The following is a 14,562-nucleotide window of genomic DNA, read 5'->3' as shown; positions in this document are numbered from 1 at the left end:
TCAGGACACGCGCTCCGCCACTTCGAGCACGAAGTGCGCGACCACGACCACACCGGTGATCAGGGTCGCGAGCCAGCAGAGCGCGCGTAACGACCAGTGCGCGACGATTTCGCCGACCGCTTCTCGTTTCGCACTCAGCAGCACCAGAAGCACCAGCACGGGCGTAATCGTCATACCGTTGACGATGGCGCTCCAGTACAGCGCCTTGACAGGGTCGACGTGCCATAGGCAGAGCGCAACGCCAAGCAGCGTCCCGAGCCCCGCGAGCGCAACGAGCAGAACAGCAATGCGCCGATCACGCCGTTGGCCGTGGGGCCAGTCGAACGAACTCGCGACCGCTTGCGCAGCGGAACCCGCAAGCGAAGGTAGTGCGAGCAGCGCTGAGCCGATCAGTGCAAGCCCAAGCAGTGTGCCGGCGTAGCCATCCACTAGCGGTTCGAGCACCCTGGAAAGCTCCATGGGCTCGCCGGGCCGCGTCTGTGCACCATGTAGCGTCGCCGCAGCCGCAATCATCATGCACAATGCGGCCACGCTCGATAGCGCGGTGCGCGTCAAGGTCTGCATGCGCAAGCGGCGAAGCTGCTCTGACGAACGTCGATCGCCCCGCGCCGCGTGCTGTTCGTGCTTTCGATGCTCTTCCTGTGCTTCCTGCTCGGCCTGCGAAAAAAGCAGATAGGGACTCATCGTCGTACCGAGCACGGCCATCAGCATCGTGACGAAATCTTCTTTCCACTCGACGTGCGGCACGAACGAGCGCAGCACGACCGTGTGCCACGGCACATCGACGATCAGCAGCACGCTGGCATACGCGAGCATCGGCAGCATCAACCATTTGAGCACCTGCGCATAGCGCGCATAGGGAATGAACCACTGCAACGCAATCGACGTGCAACCGCATGCGAGGGCAAGCAACCAAAGCGGCCCATGAGTGAAGCGTTGCACGACCGCGGCCATCGCCATCACATTGACGGCGATATTCAGCGTGTTCGCAATCACGAACCGCGCCACCGCCAAATAGAAGAACACCGGCGAATAGTGGGCGCGCATGTTCGCGGTCAGGCCATGTCCAGTGACGGCAGCGACACGCGCCGAGACCAGCTGCAACGCGACCATCGACGGATACGACAGCACGCAGGTCCACAGCAGGTCATAGCCATACCACGCGCCCGCGAGTGAATATGTGGCGATACCGCTGGGATCGTTATCGCAGCCGAGACTTGCCAGCCCCGGCCCGAGATCGGCGGCCCACGAGCGGGCGGGCTGCGACGAGGCAGCGTGCGTACTACCTTGTGCGGCGCGGGGCGCGGTGCCCCTGTCGGGGGAAGAGTGCATTCGCCTGACCGTCGGGAAACCAGGGATGCTGTAGCGCTCGCACGAAACGTTCCTTCGTCGACTCGCTTCGCGGCTTACATATTCAGCGGATGTGACGCTATCGGGGGCGACTATCAGGACTCCCTCAGGCTGACGATACAATGTCACATCCTCAACCCGCGCCGGCCAGCGCGAAACGCTCGTCGACCGCGGCGAGCGAACGACCAGTCTCCGCGATAGCTCCTCGCAAGTGAGGTCTCAATGCCCAGGCGTCTTTTCCGCCGCTGAAGAAAACCGCTGGAAAGGAGAAATCTTGAAAAAGACAGGATTCACGGTTCTGATCATGACGCCTTGCACGGGCGCGCACGCAGCGGGCTACGCTGAGGTCTGGAATCCACCAGAGGCACCCGCGAGCATGCCTCGCGTGACGACTCGCGCCACAACCTTCAGGGTCGTGCGCTAATGGAAACGATCGACTACGACGGGTACACGTTGTGGGGGCATGCCATCCTTCAGCAGGAAGGCGAAGGCATCCTGCAACCGGAGCGCTATGCGGCGAGCGGAACCATTACGCGAGGCGGAAAGCTGATCGAGGCATCAGGCATTCTGGGACTATTCGATAGCGAGGAGGAAGCCCACCATGCAGGCCTGGACTGGGCGCGCGCGTGGGTGGATGCTCATGGATGAGCTTGCGCTTGGCAGGGTAGTCGAGAGGCTTGGAGCCGTTGCCGTTGGTGGGCCGGGAGGACGCGCCAGCGGATCGACTCAAACTACACTTCCCGCTTGCTGCGCCCATACAGCAGCAACATTGCCGCTATCACCACGCCGTAGATGATCTGACGTCCCGCCTCGGGCATCTGCGCGACTGAAAGGATCGACTGCAGCAGCGTGATGAGGATCGCGCCAGCCACGGTGCCGAGGTATGAACCTCGTCCACCCAGAATCGATGTGCCGCCGAGCACGACTGCCGCGATCGCCGGCAACAGGTAGGCATCGCCCATCGACTGCGCTGCCTTCGACGCATAACCGGCGAGCAATACGCCGCCGAACGCCGCGAAGGCGCTGCACACGGCGAATGCGGCCACGGTCACGAGCCGCGTATTGATGCCGGACAGATACGCCGCGCGTTCGGTATTGCCGATCGCGTACAGCGTGCGGCCGAAGGTCGTACGCGACAACAGGAACACCGTGGCGCCGCCGATCACGAGCCATAGCGCGACGGCATTCGGCACGCCCGGTACGAGCCAGCCCGCCGCGAGCCATCGCATCACCTGTGGCGCGGAATCCTGCGGCGACGATCCGCCGGTATAGACGATCATGATGCCCTGTGCGACCGCATTGGTCGCGAGCGTGGCGATCATCGACGGAATGCGCAGCAGCGCAACGAGGATGCCGTTGACGACGCCAATCAGCACGCCGCAAGCAATCCCGACCGGTATCGCGAGGATCCGTCCGAGTTCGCCGTGCCCCGCTACCGCGCACGCCATCATTGCGCCGACGGTGATGGTCCACGGCAGCGACAGGTCGATGTGGCCGAGCAGGATCACCATCATCAGGCCGGTCGCGATGATGCCGAGGAACGCGCCGACCTTCAGTTGCAGCAGGATGTACTCCGGCGACGTGAAGTTGCGCGAATACATCCCGCCGACGAGCAGCAGCGCGACGATGCACGCGAACGCGATCACGATCGGTTTGTCGATTCCGCGCGCGAGCCTCGACACGAACGTGGTCCGGCTGTTTGCTGAAACGTGGCTCATTGAAACCACTCCAGACGGTTGCGTACCCTGAACAGCCCGCATGCGCCGATCGCGACAGCGAGCAGAAGAATCACACCCTGGAATAGCGGCTGCCACAGCGCATCGACGTTGAACACGAACAGCAGGTCGCCGATCGAGCGGAACGCGAATGCGCCGAAGATCGCGCCAATCGCGCTGCCCTTGCCGCCGAGCAGCGACACGCCGCCTATCACCACCGCGGCAATCGAAAACAGCGTGTACGAGTTGGCGCTGCCGAGGCTCGCTTCGCCGGTGTCGGTGAAGAACGTCAGGAATAGGCCGCCGATCGCAGTGAGCAGGCCGGCCAGCGTATAGCTGGCGAACTTCGCGCGGCGGATCGGCATGCCGGACAGAAAAGCCGCGGGTTCGGACGAACCGGTCGCGTACGCCGCGCGCCCAACCGCCGAGCGTTTGAAAGGAATCCAGACGATCAGCGTCGCCGCGAGCAGAATCAGCAAGCTCGCCGGCAGGACGCCGGCGACCTTGCCGGTCACTGCGTCGGCGAGGTCCTCGTTGATCGAGCCGCCGGGCACGGGGCGCAGCAGCAGCGCCAGGCCGTAGTAGACGGCGCCCGTCGCGATCGTCGTCACGATCGGCTGCAGCCGGCCGAAAATGATGATCACGGCATTCAGCGCGCCGCACAGCGCGCCCGCCGCGAGCACGCCGGCGATGCCGAGCGCGCTGTGCAGCGTGTCACCCGTGACGATCCACGAGCCGATGCAATTGGTCAGCACCAGTGTCATGCCGATCGACAGGTCGATGCCGGCCGTCAGCACGACGAGCGCCTGCCCCATCGAGACGAGCGCGAGCAGCACCGCCTTGTTCGCTGCCGTCTGAAACACGTTGGCCGACAACGCCGACGGATAGTTGACCAGGTAGATCGCGAACATCAGCACGAACAGGCCGAACGCGAACACGGCCCCGCGATTCTCCGCATACCAGTAACGCAGCCCGCTCATAGCGCGACTCCGGTGGAAGGCGAAATCTGTCCGACGGGCAGGTCCAGTGCACTGGCAATCAGGTTCTGCTCGGTGATCGCCGAGCCGATGAGTTCCTTCTTGATCCTGCCTTCGTACAGCACGAGCACGCGGTCACAGCAGCCGATCAGCTCGTCGTAGTCGGTCGAATAGAACACGATCGCGGCGCCTTCGTCGGCGAGGCGCCTGAGCAACTGATAGAGCTCCTGCTTGGTGCCGACGTCGATACCGCGCGTCGGGTCGCTGAGCAGCAGGATCCTCGGCTGCCGGATCAGCCACTTCGCGATGACCACCTTCTGCTGGTTGCCGCCCGACAGCGAGCTCACGGGCGCGTCGACGCTGAACGACTTGATCGCAAGCAGCTCCATCATCCGGTCGACGAGCGACTGCTGGCGGTCGCGATCGATTACGCCGGCGGTGGACATGCGATCGAGCGCGGCAAACGACAGGTTCTCGCGTACCGACATCGGCAGCATCAAGCCTTCGGTCTTGCGGTCCTCCGGTATCAGCGCCATACCGATGCCGTTGGCACGCGCGGCCAACGGACTGCCGATCGACACGGCTTTGCCGTCGATCTCGATCTTGCCGGCGCACCCGCGCAACACGCCGAACAGCGCCAGCAGCAGTTCGCGCTGGCCTTGTCCGTCGAGGCCGCCCAGTCCGAGAATTTCACCGGGCTTCAACGAAAAGCTGATGCCTTGCAGCGTGTCGTTCCACGCGAGATCCCGGCAGGCGAGAACCGGAGCGGCACTGCGGTCGCGGGCGGGTTTGGCCGGAAACGCATGCTGGTACTTCCGGCCGATCATCATTTCGACGACCTCGTTGTCGGAGCGCGCGCCTGCCTCGAAGCTCGTCACATGACGGCCGTTCCGGTAGACCGTGCATTCGTCCGCGAGCGCCTTCACCTCGTGCATCCGGTGCGAGATGAACAGCAGCGCGAGCCCCTCTTCGCGCAGGCGCTTGAGCACATCGATCACGCGCGCGACGTCGGCCGCGGTCAGCGCCGAGGTGGCTTCGTCGAGGATCAGAATGCGCGGCGCGTGTGCCAGCCCCTTCGCGAGCTCGACCATCTGCTGGCGCGACAGCGGCAGGTCCCGGACCTTCGCAAGCGGATTGATGTCGGCGGCGCCCGCCCGGGCGAGCGCCTCCTCGGCCTGGCGGCGCTGGGCCCGGCGGTCGATCATGCCGAAGCGTCGCGGCGGGTGCGAAGCGAAGATGTTGTCCGCCACGCTCAAGTCGGGGATTAGCGACAGCTCCTGATAGACGCAGACGATGCCGGCCGCGTTCGCCTCGGCCGGCGACGCGAACGAGACCTGCCGGCCATCGAAGTGCATCGTGCCCTCGTCCGGCTGTACGACGCCGGACATCACCTTCAGCAACGTGGACTTGCCCGCGCCGTTCTCGCCGAGGATTGCGTGAATGCGGCCCCGGCGCACCGTGAGCTCAGCGTGATCCAGCGCGACGGCGCCGCCGTAGCTTTTCGACACGCCAGACATCTGAAAGAACGGCTGCTCTGCATCCTGCAGCATGCTTCGTCTCCCGTCACATCCCGGCCATCATCCGATCACTGGTTGCCCTGGCTCTGCTTCATGATTTCCTGCGCAGAGAAATTGATGCCGCAAGTCGGAAACGAGTTGCCGACGAAAAAGTTGTCGGAGTCGTTCGGGAAATAGTTGACGCCCGCCTTCAGCTTCGAATCGTCGGTGACGTCGAGAGGCAGCTTGATCGAGACCGGGATCGTCTGGCCGTCCAGCGCGGCGAGCGCCGTCTTGATCGCCACGGCCACCTGCGCGGGACCGGTGCCAGCCGACGTACACTTCAGGCCCTCGCTCCCATACTGCGCGCAGAATTTGCGAAAGCCGTTCTCGGTCTCGCCGCCGAAAGGCACGAACGGATGTTTCGCATCGATCATCGCGCGCACGACTCCCGTGTCGCCGCCTTGCGCCGAAATTCCATCGAAATGGCCCTGCACGGCAATCGCGTCGGCGGTGGCCTTTTGCGCGACCCCGTCGTCCCACTTGCCGTAGACCTGGACGACGTTCCACTTCTTGCCGGTGTCGTCCAACGTTTTCAGGAAACCATTGTGCCGGTCCGTGTCGACCGACGTGCCCGCCACCCCGCGAACCTCGAGCACCTTGCCTCCGTTCGACAGGTGGCTCGCGAGCCACTTGGCCCACAGCACGCCGAGCCCGTACTGGTCGACGTTGACGTTGATCGCGTCTTCGCTGTCGAGGATGTTGTCGAACGCGATCAGCACGACGCCGGCTTTCTTCGCGCGGCGGATCGCGGGGCCGAATGAGGCGGGATTTTGCGCGTCCACGATGACCGCGTCATAGCCGGCATCGATGAAGTTGTTGACGGCCGAGATTTGCGCCGGCACGTCCTCGCCGGTCGAGACGACCTTGAATTCCTTGAGCTTGGCGGCGACGGCAGGCTGCGCCGTGTAGGCCTTGGCTGTCTTGATCATCTGGATACGCCAGGTGTTCGCGATATAGCCGTTCACGAGTGCGATCCGGTAGGGCCCGTTCTTCTTCGGATACTTGATGAACTTCGTGTCGCTCTTCCAGGGGACCATGCAGGTTGGATCACTGGACGGTCCTGAAACGATCGATGCCTGCGCGAAAGCCGCGCTTGCACACAGCGTGAATGCCGCGGTCGCCGCCGCTCGAAGCACCTGGATTCCTGAAAGCATGTCGTCTCCTTTTTGTTGGATTGAACTTGCCGATTGCCGGCGAACATGGCGGCCATGGATCGCCGCCGAATTCTGTGCGAGAAGCAGGGAATCTTGCGGAATATGCTGCAGCGGGGCTGACTCGGACTCGCCGAAGCAGCGCGATGACCTCTTCAACGGCGCCGCCTCGAAGCAAAACGAAGGGCCGGCGCGAACGCGGTCACGTCTGACAGTACTGGCATACCAATCCGCGCGCGATAGTGGTTTACCACGGCGCCGCGGGCGGATTCGAGTAGTCTGAAACTGCTGCTGTACTGGTTCGATGGGCGGCAAGCGCGGCGTCAGGCCGATGCAGGCTGACGCCGGCAATTGGTGTACCATTTTGGCGAACTCGAGCCAATCCTTGGGCGGCTTCGAAGCTTTCTGGAATCCTGAATGGCCGAACTTTCGCACACGCCAACCGGCCGCGCCGCCGATGAGGACGCGACCGACCGTTCCTATGTCGGGCTCGCGAAGCAGATCTACGATCTGATCGTCGCCGGCGACGTCGGGCCGCGTGAGCGCCTGCCTTCCGAGCGCACGCTGGCCGAGCGTTTTGGCGTGAGCCGCACGCAGGTGAGGGAAGCGATCATCGCGCTGGAAGTGCAGGGCGTGGTCGAGGTCCGTGTCGGCTCGGGCATCTATGTGGCAGAAGCGCCGGAGGCGCGCTCCGCCATGTTTAAACTGCCGCGCGGACTGGGCCCGATCGAGACGCTGCGCGCGCGGGCGGTGATCGAAAGCGGGATCGCGGCCTTAGCCGCTACCGAGCGCAAAGATTCAGACCTCGACCGGCTCTTCGCCGCGTTGCGCGCGATGCGCGAAAACATGGACGACAAGGCTGCGAACGAGGCCGCTGACCGTGATTTCCATCTGGCGATCGCGCGGGCGACGGGAAACGAAATGCTCCGGCTCGTGGTGACAGCGATGTGGGACAACTCCCGTGCCGACCCGTTGTGGAAAAAGATCGAGGAGCACTTTCATACTCCCGCATTGCGGGCGGCGTCACAGGATGACCATCAGCGCATCTTTGCGGCCATCATGGCGCGAGATGCGACCGCCGCGCGCACGGCGATGCAGGCGCATCTGGCGCGCGTGGTCGGCGAGTTCACACGAGCCTGGCGTTAGCTGGGACCATGTTCTGCGGTGCGCGCCGCAAGCTGCAACGGCACTGCCCCGATCCGTTCGCCTTCAGCTCGGTCACGGCTCTGATTCATCGCCGGCAGTCTGGTCGAGGAACCGGGCCAGTCGTTCGGTATCGGCGTGCGTCCAGCCCTCGGGAGGCACCACGCTGGCCCAGCCGTTGACGTAGTCCTCCGACGAGTAGTTGTGACCAAAACCCGCCGGCACGCCGAGCTGGTGAATCAGATCGCCCACCGCCTGCACGCCCGAGACGATGGGAAACCAATGCATGGCGCGGGGCATGTCGAAGCCGCGAGGCGGAGCCATCCATTCTGGCGGCCACCAGAACGCACTGGCACTCCAGAACACGGCCGGATCGGCCGGATGCTGAAGGTACACGATTCGCGGGGTCGGCCAGTCGGCGTGCAATGCCACCTGATGCGGATCGCGGTTCAAGAACCGTACCGAACGCCCCCCATTGAAGATCGGCTGCCAGAAGGGCGACCCGCTATCGCGCTCGTGAGTGAGTTGCGAATGGATCGGGTTGCTTTGTTTGGCGCCGACGATCAGCACGCCATCCGTTCGGGCCATCATGTTGGCCACCGAGGCAGAGGCGTCTTTCCCGACGAAAGGCGCTTCCACCCCTGCGGCGCCGAGACTTTTGCCGAACAGAACGAGCTTTGGCCGTCGTTTCGGCGGGAGCATCGACCATCGGGCGCGAACCGCGTTGAAGAGCGCGATACCCGCCTCGTTCGCGAGACCAGCATCCATGAAAATGGCGAGTCGGCTAGGCAGGAAAGAGTATTGGATCGCCACGATCGCCGTGTCGCCACGGTGCAGTTGCTCCAGCGAAGCCGCGGCTTTGGGGACTATCCAGCCCGTGCCGGTGGGTATCCACACGACCAGCACTTTCCGCTCGAACCCGCCGGCGCGCTCGAGCTCGCGGACCGCAATCTGCGCACGCTGCTCGAGGGAGTCCGCGGAACGCACTCCCACGTAGACCCTCACCGGATCGACCAGTCTCGCATCAGTCCCGTGGAACTTCGCGAGCTCTTGCTTGTTTGTCGCTGTCGCCACGAAGCCGCGCCCCATGCGGCCCAAGGTGTCCCATGCGACGAACGACGTGCTGCTGCCGGACACCGCCGGCGACGTGGGGGCCACGATTCCCTCGGTCGTGTTCTCGTTCACCCGCCCGTGGACGAAGTTGGAGACCGTGGTGAGGACGGGAAAGGCCACTCCGCGACCGAGCGCCATGCCAATCACGATGATGAGCAGCGATGTTGCCGGCACCGAAACGATCGGGGGCACGTGGCCCTCGATGACCCGCTTGACTGCGGCGACACCGCGCGCCGTCAATCGCCCGATGACTACCAGCAACACCGCGCTGAACGGCGACACGACGATCACCAGCACGGCGTCGAACCAGGCGATCGGCGCCATCCCCATGAAACTACGCTGCTCGTTCTGCCAGCCGAGCCATAGCTTCGAGCCAACGAATAGTGCAATGAGCCACGTCGCTGCCAGAACGATCCAGCTGCGCCGTCGGATCTCGCTGCCGGCCACGCGCCCCCATCGCTCCAGCAGCCGATGCACGCCGCGGCCGACCACTGTGCCTATCCCATAGCCGATGGCCAGACAGAACGCGCCGACCACGGTTTGCGTTCCCCACGACCGCGGAATCAGTGTCGGCGTCAGTGACTGCCACCAGAACACGAGCGCGAGCAGCGAGCCGCTGAGCGCCGGCGTCCAGGACGTGCTTCGAAGCCCGGCGGCTACCGGCTCATGGGAGTCCCGCATGCGTGCTCGCTCGGATTGGCACAACTCGCACCTCGTTTCCGCGGGTCACCCGCAAAGGAGTTGATGACGCGACCAGCCTTGATTCAGACTCCGCCAGGAGGGCAGTAATGGAAGATGCCGCCGCATGATCAGCCACGACGATGTTTTCCTGATTACCGCGCGCAGCACGACACTTGGGGGCAGCGGAATGGACGGGGCTGCTCCGATCTCGTGCGATGTTTCTCCTGCGTCGAAAAAACGTCAACGATAAACCGGCCATGCGTCGCATTGTATTTACCTTTCTGTCCCCCCAACAACATCGTCGCTCTGCGCGCATCGTGTTCAAACATCGATGAACCGGCCTGTCGGTGGCGACGTCGCCCGAGCGAGTGGCTTTACGGAGCCAGCGCTACTGCGACCCGGTCAAGACGAGCGCCGCACGATTTTAGCTACGCCGTTGTGGCAGATGGCCGTTGTAGCAAGGAATACCGTCGTGAAAAAAGCGTCCCTAAAAAATCTGCCGGTTCCTGACTTCGGGCGCCCCTTCTGGCAGCGCTTCGCCGGCACAAAATGGCTCGATCGGCGCACGCCTACGTACGTGGAAGCGCGAGGCGCTTTTATGCGTGGCTTGACAGCCAGGCTCCCGGCGCGTTGCCCGATGGCCCGCCCGTGTGGATTTGCGGCGACTGCCATCTCGGGAACCTCGGCCCGGTCGCGGATGCAGCGGGCCACCTGGCAGTCCAGATCAGGGATCTGGATCAATGCGTGATCGGGCAATCCTGTGCACGATCTGCTTCGGCTGGGACGGTCGCTGGCCACCGCGGCGCGCAGCGCGGACTTGCCGGGCGTGATCACCAGCCGTATGGCGGAAGCGCTCGTCGACGGGTACGAACACGCATTCGACGACGCCCGCACCAACGAAACGAAAAGGACGCAACGCCCGGCGGTCGTGCAAGTCGCGATGAAAAAAGCGCTACACCGGTCTCGGCGCAAGCTGGACCGGCAGACGATCGAGGGCGTGGTGCCGCGCATTCCTCTCGGTGAGCGTTTCTGGCCGCTATCAGAAGACGAAGCGAAGGCTGTCTGCTCCCTCTTTGACTCGCAATCGGGTCTGGATATGCGCGGGGTGCTGGGCCCGGCGACGACAGGCGACGCGGGAATCGAGGTGCTGGACGCGGCTTTCTGGGTGAAGGGGTGCAGTTCCTTGGGGCGGCGCCGATACGCCGTACTGCTGGACATCGACGGAGAATGTTCTGCTGGCGGGCCACCCTGCCTTGTCGACATCAAGGAGATGGTGTTGCGATTGTCGGAAGACTTCCCGGAAGACCGGTGTCTCCGGTCGCTTCTGTCTGCCGCACGAAGCTCGAAGGGATCATAGGCAAACGCGGCGACGCGCCATACCGCTCCGAAAGGTCGCGCGCCGGCGCGAGCCATTAAACCTCCTGGCGCGTTGCGGGCCGAGCGACCGCGTCGCGGAGCCTGCGCCTTTGAGAAGGCGTCGAGAACATCGAATCGACAAAGGTGTGCGCCCGATTTTCTCCATACTTGAACGCTTCATGCTCGGTCAGAAAATCGAACTGTTCCGGAAAACTCAGCAGTTCCTGTTCCGGATTGCCGGGCAACGTCACGGTCCATGACACGCGATAACGGCGATATTTGCCACCGAGCCAATGCGTCTTCGATAGCGTAACGTTCACCTCGATATTGCAGCCGCGATACGGCGCATATTCCTGAATGGACATCGCTTTTCTCCCACAACTGAACGCTTGCCACGTACGTCTGCTTTGCCGGTGGTTGCGCGCGGCCTCCAGATCGGCGGGATAGTCGATCTCGTCCGCGACCGGGACATAGACGCTCGCCCCGCTGGTCGCGCCGTTCGGCCGCGAAAAACGCGCAGCCCATGGGTGTCTCCGTTATGCATTTCGTATTGACGATGCACATCGAGCAACGCGCGTTCCCGCGCGGCAACCATCGTCTCGGCCCGCAGCGCGGCTGCGCTCGTGGCCATTCCCCCGATCTTCGTGACGCGGCGCTCGCGCACCGGCTGAACATCAAGGCGATTCAGTTGGCGGAACGGGACTTCCAGGTCGCCAAACGCCGCAAGGCGCGAAACGAGTTCGTCGATACGTGGTCCGTCGACGCGTTCGTGGGAGAGGGCATGCAGCCGGCGGAACCACGATGGGGTACACATGAACGGCATTGGCCTGCGGACGCGCATCGGCACCGGATTCGGTAGCGATGCGGGCAAGTCATCGGCCGCATGCGCAGGCGCATGACGGGCGTTTTTCCGCAGCTCGACGGCGTGAACATCGACTATGCATGGGGTGGCTTTGTCGACGTCACGATGAACCGCGCGCCGGATCCTGGCCGTACCGGCGACAACCTCTACTATGTGCAAGGCTTCTCCGGACATGGGCTGGTGCTCGCGGGAATGGCCGGCAAAATTCTCGCGAACGCGATCGGTGGCGACGCTTCTCGATTCGACGTGTTCAGCCGCATCAGGCATCGACGGTTCCCGGGCGGCAAGATGCTGCGCACCCAGGCTTTGATTCTGGGCATGTGGTACTACAAACTGCGGGAACTCATCTGAGCGCCTGAGGAATGAAGGGTCGATGGCTGCGCCCCAAAGCAAGCCGGTGATCGGCAAGGCGCGTCATCTCCGCTTACGAAAGCGCGCGGGACACTCAGCCGGCCACGCCGCGCCGACGGGCTCGATCAACTCGATGGCACCCGGTTATCAAGGCCCGGGAAGGAACTGGACGTCTCCGTACCAGGCGTGTGTCGTGGCACCGGTATTGTCGGTATCGGTCAGCAGCCCGTAGCCTGTGATTCGTCCTGGCGGTTCGTGAAAGACCCGCTCATAGTCTTGCACGATATTGCGGCGCAGGCTTTGCCACTGACCCGCATCGCCAGGCAGACCGGAGACCACGATCATCTGTACGCGGTTCGTGCGAGGGTTGGCAATGACGGTACCCGGCGCGGCGGTGGTCGACCACACGTACATCAACGTGGCATAGGGCAAATGTTCGCCACTCAGTTGCTTGGCCAGCCCCATCTTCGCCCGGTCGAAAAGCGACAGCTTGCTCTTGTCTCCGGCAAACATGAACACCAGCCGCGCTGGCGCGTCTTCCTTCGACGCCACGCGGTTATCGGCGCCTTCGATCGGTCTATCCGCTTTCCAGCGCCATGCCACGACGGGTGTGCGAGCGAGGTCGATATCACCCTCGTGCATCAGCGCGGAAGCAGAGCGGTTCGCGTCCGCCTGCAGCACAGTGGTGTGGTCGTCGTGAACGAGCGTGTATTGCGTGATGGGCTTGCCGCGCACGACCGGCAGGTTCTTCCAGCCCGCGGGCAGCGATGCGCCGGGCTCGATCGAGGAAAAGGCGATACCGGGCTTTTCGTCCTGGGCAAGGATGGGTGGCGACAACAAAAGAAGCGCGACGCATGCGGCGATCCAGGCTGACGGGGCTGTTCGTTTTTGCGCTCGACGGCGCGAGGGAAGATGCATGGAAGATCGCATTCGTATTTTGGATAGCGTCATTGTAATGGGCTCCTCTGGCGACATTTCAGCGGAGCTTTCACGCCGACGGTTGAGGTTCTGTTTGCTGCGTCGTAGCGTTTGCATGGCGAGGATGGCAACGCGCCGCGCGGTATTCCCGTCACGTCGTGCGGCGCGCGAAGGGGTCGCTATCAATGACCATGGTCGCCGCCACTCATGAAGTGACCACCGCCCCAGCCGCCGCCACGACCCCAGTCGAGGCATGCGCTCGAGTCCCTCGCGTGTAGCCCACACATCACAGTGTCAATTTCCCACATATTGGGGAAACTCCCTGGCTGGTAAAAATCGTAACCCGACTTAACGAAGTTAGAATGGCTGCTCTAAGACGGCTTCAGACCGTCTGCCTGGCCAACGGCCCGGTGTGGGAACGACCTTCACGAATCGCAGTGGCAGCGATCGCCGTGCCCGCGAGAACCTGAGAGATATTCCGTGAGCAGCCCAAAACAGATGCCATTTACCCTATCCGTTCCGACCGACGTGTCGCAACTGCCCAACCAGTTCCTCGCCGGTTATTGCGCGCTGATACGGCTGAACGTGGATACGTGCAGATCCGCAGTCACGGGTGCCGCGCTGCACTGGGAAAGCGTATTGCGCGCCCAGACGCCTGAACAGTTCATCAGACGTCAAGCGGATGTGATGCCTTGGCTCACCCTGCAGTTCGCCGGATACACCCGCGGCTGGATGGACATCGCCTCTGAAACAATCAGACCGTGCCACGCCGGCGACGATCGCGACGACGGACGTGAGCTCCACGAGGACACCATGCCCGCTGGCCTGCCGGCCTGCGCAACGGGCGTCGACGCGATGATGCGCGCGGCTGTGGCGCCGGAAGTGCAGCCGGACGGCGAGTCCGTTGCCGAGGCACAGGTCGGAGAAATGGTCCGCGCCTTTCTCGAGCGCGTCGAAAAGGCGACGCCTGACACGGCGGAACGACGAGGTCCGCCTCGCGCACGTCGCTCGTCAACCCGATAGGCGACAAGCTTCCACCAATCCTGCCGGGTCCGGTATTCGCGTGCTGCCGATGCAGCCGTGGCCGGATCTGGTCGCCCGTTCTTCGTTCCCGCCGTGAGGTAAACGACATGTTGAGCCCGCACGAAGTGGCCACGTTGTTGCTGTTGAAGGATGCGCCTGAACGAATTGATTCGGATCGGGCAGAGCTTGGCGCGCTCCGCGAACTGCAGTTGATTGCGAATGAGCCAGCTGGGCCGGGCTTCCGGTTACCTCACGTGACGCCGCGCGGCGACGCCGTGCTGCGTGCGTTCGCACGGGTCCGTTGACAGGTGCGCAGACAACGTATCTGACGAGCTATACATGTTGGGTGTGCCGCCTTCGCCG

At 63.6% G+C, this 14,562-nt stretch carries 13 protein-coding genes and 2 pseudogenes; 7 read left to right on the top strand and 8 right to left on the bottom strand.

Annotation, left to right across the window (positions count from 1 at the left end; translation table 11 throughout):
- The gene (locus tag OKW28_RS20560) at nt 1-1,332 is read right to left on the bottom strand and encodes an NRAMP family divalent metal transporter (protein ID WP_429448390.1); all 1,332 of its coding nucleotides are present in this window, start codon (nt 1,330-1,332) and stop codon (nt 1-3) included.
- A gap of 441 nt (nt 1,333-1,773) precedes the next feature.
- Between OKW28_RS20560 and OKW28_RS20555 the strand changes: the two genes are divergently transcribed.
- Nucleotides 1,774-1,998, top strand: a complete 225-nt coding sequence (locus tag OKW28_RS20555) for a hypothetical protein (RefSeq protein WP_018422453.1) — start codon at nt 1,774-1,776, stop codon at nt 1,996-1,998.
- 83 nt (nt 1,999-2,081) lie between these two features.
- Here the strand turns inward: OKW28_RS20555 and OKW28_RS20550 are convergent, their stop codons facing one another.
- The 4 genes from OKW28_RS20550 to OKW28_RS20535 are packed head-to-tail and all read right to left on the bottom strand — an operon-like array spanning nt 2,082 to nt 6,755.
- Entirely contained in the window at nt 2,082-3,068 is a 987-nt protein-coding gene (locus OKW28_RS20550; RefSeq protein WP_429448388.1) for an ABC transporter permease, read from the bottom strand.
- A complete protein-coding gene (locus OKW28_RS20545; protein ID WP_429448386.1) occupies nt 3,065-4,045 on the bottom strand; it encodes an ABC transporter permease in 981 nt (326 codons plus the stop codon). The genes OKW28_RS20550 and OKW28_RS20545 overlap by 4 nt, the downstream gene beginning before the upstream one ends.
- The gene (locus OKW28_RS20540; protein ID WP_429448384.1) at nt 4,042-5,592 is read right to left on the bottom strand and encodes a sugar ABC transporter ATP-binding protein; all 1,551 of its coding nucleotides are present in this window, start codon (nt 5,590-5,592) and stop codon (nt 4,042-4,044) included. Before OKW28_RS20540 ends, OKW28_RS20545 begins: the two co-directional genes overlap by 4 nt.
- Before the next feature lie 35 nt (nt 5,593-5,627).
- On the bottom strand, nt 5,628-6,755 hold the full coding sequence (locus tag OKW28_RS20535) for a sugar ABC transporter substrate-binding protein (RefSeq protein WP_429448383.1): 1,128 nt from the start codon (nt 6,753-6,755) through the stop codon (nt 5,628-5,630).
- Between the two features lie 414 nt (nt 6,756-7,169).
- Here OKW28_RS20535 and OKW28_RS20530 point away from each other — a divergent pair, with 414 nt between their 5' ends.
- Nucleotides 7,170-7,898 (top strand): FadR/GntR family transcriptional regulator, encoded by a 729-nt coding sequence (locus tag OKW28_RS20530; RefSeq protein ID WP_429448381.1) that lies wholly within the window; start codon nt 7,170-7,172, stop codon nt 7,896-7,898.
- A 72-nt stretch (nt 7,899-7,970) separates the two neighbouring features.
- On the opposite strand, the gene OKW28_RS20525 is transcribed toward OKW28_RS20530, so the two are convergent.
- Complete coding sequence (locus OKW28_RS20525; RefSeq protein ID WP_429448379.1) at nt 7,971-9,689, bottom strand: alpha/beta-hydrolase family protein; 1,719 nt, start codon at nt 9,687-9,689, stop codon at nt 7,971-7,973.
- 445 nt (nt 9,690-10,134) lie between these two features.
- Between OKW28_RS20525 and OKW28_RS20520 the strand changes: the two are divergent.
- A pseudogene (locus OKW28_RS20520) lies at nt 10,135-10,959 on the top strand (DUF2252 family protein); the annotation flags it as partial.
- 142 nt (nt 10,960-11,101) lie between these two features.
- Here OKW28_RS20520 and OKW28_RS20515 read toward each other — a convergent pair.
- Nucleotides 11,102-11,410: a hypothetical protein gene (locus tag OKW28_RS20515; protein WP_429448378.1), complete on the bottom strand. Its 309-nt coding sequence runs from the start codon at nt 11,408-11,410 to the stop codon at nt 11,102-11,104.
- 158 nt (nt 11,411-11,568) lie between these two features.
- Here OKW28_RS20515 and OKW28_RS20510 point away from each other — a divergent pair, with 158 nt between their 5' ends.
- A complete protein-coding gene (locus tag OKW28_RS20510; protein ID WP_429448376.1) occupies nt 11,569-11,904 on the top strand; it encodes a hypothetical protein in 336 nt (111 codons plus the stop codon).
- Nucleotides 11,905-11,916: 12 nt separating this feature from the next.
- Nucleotides 11,917-12,258, top strand: a pseudogene (locus OKW28_RS20505) (NAD(P)/FAD-dependent oxidoreductase); the annotation flags it as partial.
- A 147-nt stretch (nt 12,259-12,405) separates the two neighbouring features.
- Here the strand turns inward: OKW28_RS20505 and OKW28_RS20500 are convergent.
- On the bottom strand, nt 12,406-13,176 hold the full coding sequence (locus OKW28_RS20500; RefSeq protein WP_429448820.1) for a DUF3047 domain-containing protein: 771 nt from the start codon (nt 13,174-13,176) through the stop codon (nt 12,406-12,408).
- 480 nt (nt 13,177-13,656) lie between these two features.
- Between OKW28_RS20500 and OKW28_RS20495 the strand changes: the two genes are divergently transcribed.
- Together OKW28_RS20495 and OKW28_RS20490 are read left to right on the top strand one after the other, a co-directional pair.
- Complete coding sequence (locus tag OKW28_RS20495) at nt 13,657-14,199, top strand: phasin family protein (RefSeq protein WP_429448374.1); 543 nt, start codon at nt 13,657-13,659, stop codon at nt 14,197-14,199.
- Between the two features lie 107 nt (nt 14,200-14,306).
- Complete coding sequence (locus OKW28_RS20490; protein ID WP_184005715.1) at nt 14,307-14,504, top strand: hypothetical protein; 198 nt, start codon at nt 14,307-14,309, stop codon at nt 14,502-14,504.
- Nucleotides 14,505-14,562 lie beyond the last annotated feature (58 nt).

Source organism: Paraburkholderia sp. 40 (assembly GCF_050434105.1).
Lineage (GTDB): Bacteria > Pseudomonadota > Gammaproteobacteria > Burkholderiales > Burkholderiaceae > Paraburkholderia > Paraburkholderia tuberum.
The sequence above is the reverse complement of the archived record's forward strand: the minus strand, read 5'-3'. Positions and strand labels throughout refer to the sequence as shown.

What these genes read in the sequence shown, in the direction of transcription:
- OKW28_RS20555 (WP_018422453.1), top strand. Translation starts at nt 1,774, where the DNA reads ATGGAAACGATCGACTACGACGGGTACACGTTGTGGGGGCATGCCATC.
- OKW28_RS20500 (WP_429448820.1), bottom strand. Translation starts at nt 13,176, where the DNA reads ATGCATCTTCCCTCGCGCCGTCGAGCGCAAAAACGAACAGCCCCGTCA.
- OKW28_RS20510 (WP_429448376.1), top strand. Translation starts at nt 11,569, where the DNA reads ATGGGTGTCTCCGTTATGCATTTCGTATTGACGATGCACATCGAGCAA.
- OKW28_RS20525 (WP_429448379.1), bottom strand. Translation starts at nt 9,689, where the DNA reads ATGCGGGACTCCCATGAGCCGGTAGCCGCCGGGCTTCGAAGCACGTCC.
- OKW28_RS20490 (WP_184005715.1), top strand. Translation starts at nt 14,307, where the DNA reads ATGTTGAGCCCGCACGAAGTGGCCACGTTGTTGCTGTTGAAGGATGCG.
- OKW28_RS20530 (WP_429448381.1), top strand. Translation starts at nt 7,170, where the DNA reads ATGGCCGAACTTTCGCACACGCCAACCGGCCGCGCCGCCGATGAGGAC.
- OKW28_RS20560 (WP_429448390.1), bottom strand. Translation starts at nt 1,332, where the DNA reads ATGCACTCTTCCCCCGACAGGGGCACCGCGCCCCGCGCCGCACAAGGT.
- OKW28_RS20545 (WP_429448386.1), bottom strand. Translation starts at nt 4,045, where the DNA reads ATGAGCGGGCTGCGTTACTGGTATGCGGAGAATCGCGGGGCCGTGTTC.
- OKW28_RS20535 (WP_429448383.1), bottom strand. Translation starts at nt 6,755, where the DNA reads ATGCTTTCAGGAATCCAGGTGCTTCGAGCGGCGGCGACCGCGGCATTC.
- OKW28_RS20515 (WP_429448378.1), bottom strand. Translation starts at nt 11,410, where the DNA reads ATGTCCATTCAGGAATATGCGCCGTATCGCGGCTGCAATATCGAGGTG.
- OKW28_RS20540 (WP_429448384.1), bottom strand. Translation starts at nt 5,592, where the DNA reads ATGCTGCAGGATGCAGAGCAGCCGTTCTTTCAGATGTCTGGCGTGTCG.
- OKW28_RS20550 (WP_429448388.1), bottom strand. Translation starts at nt 3,068, where the DNA reads ATGAGCCACGTTTCAGCAAACAGCCGGACCACGTTCGTGTCGAGGCTC.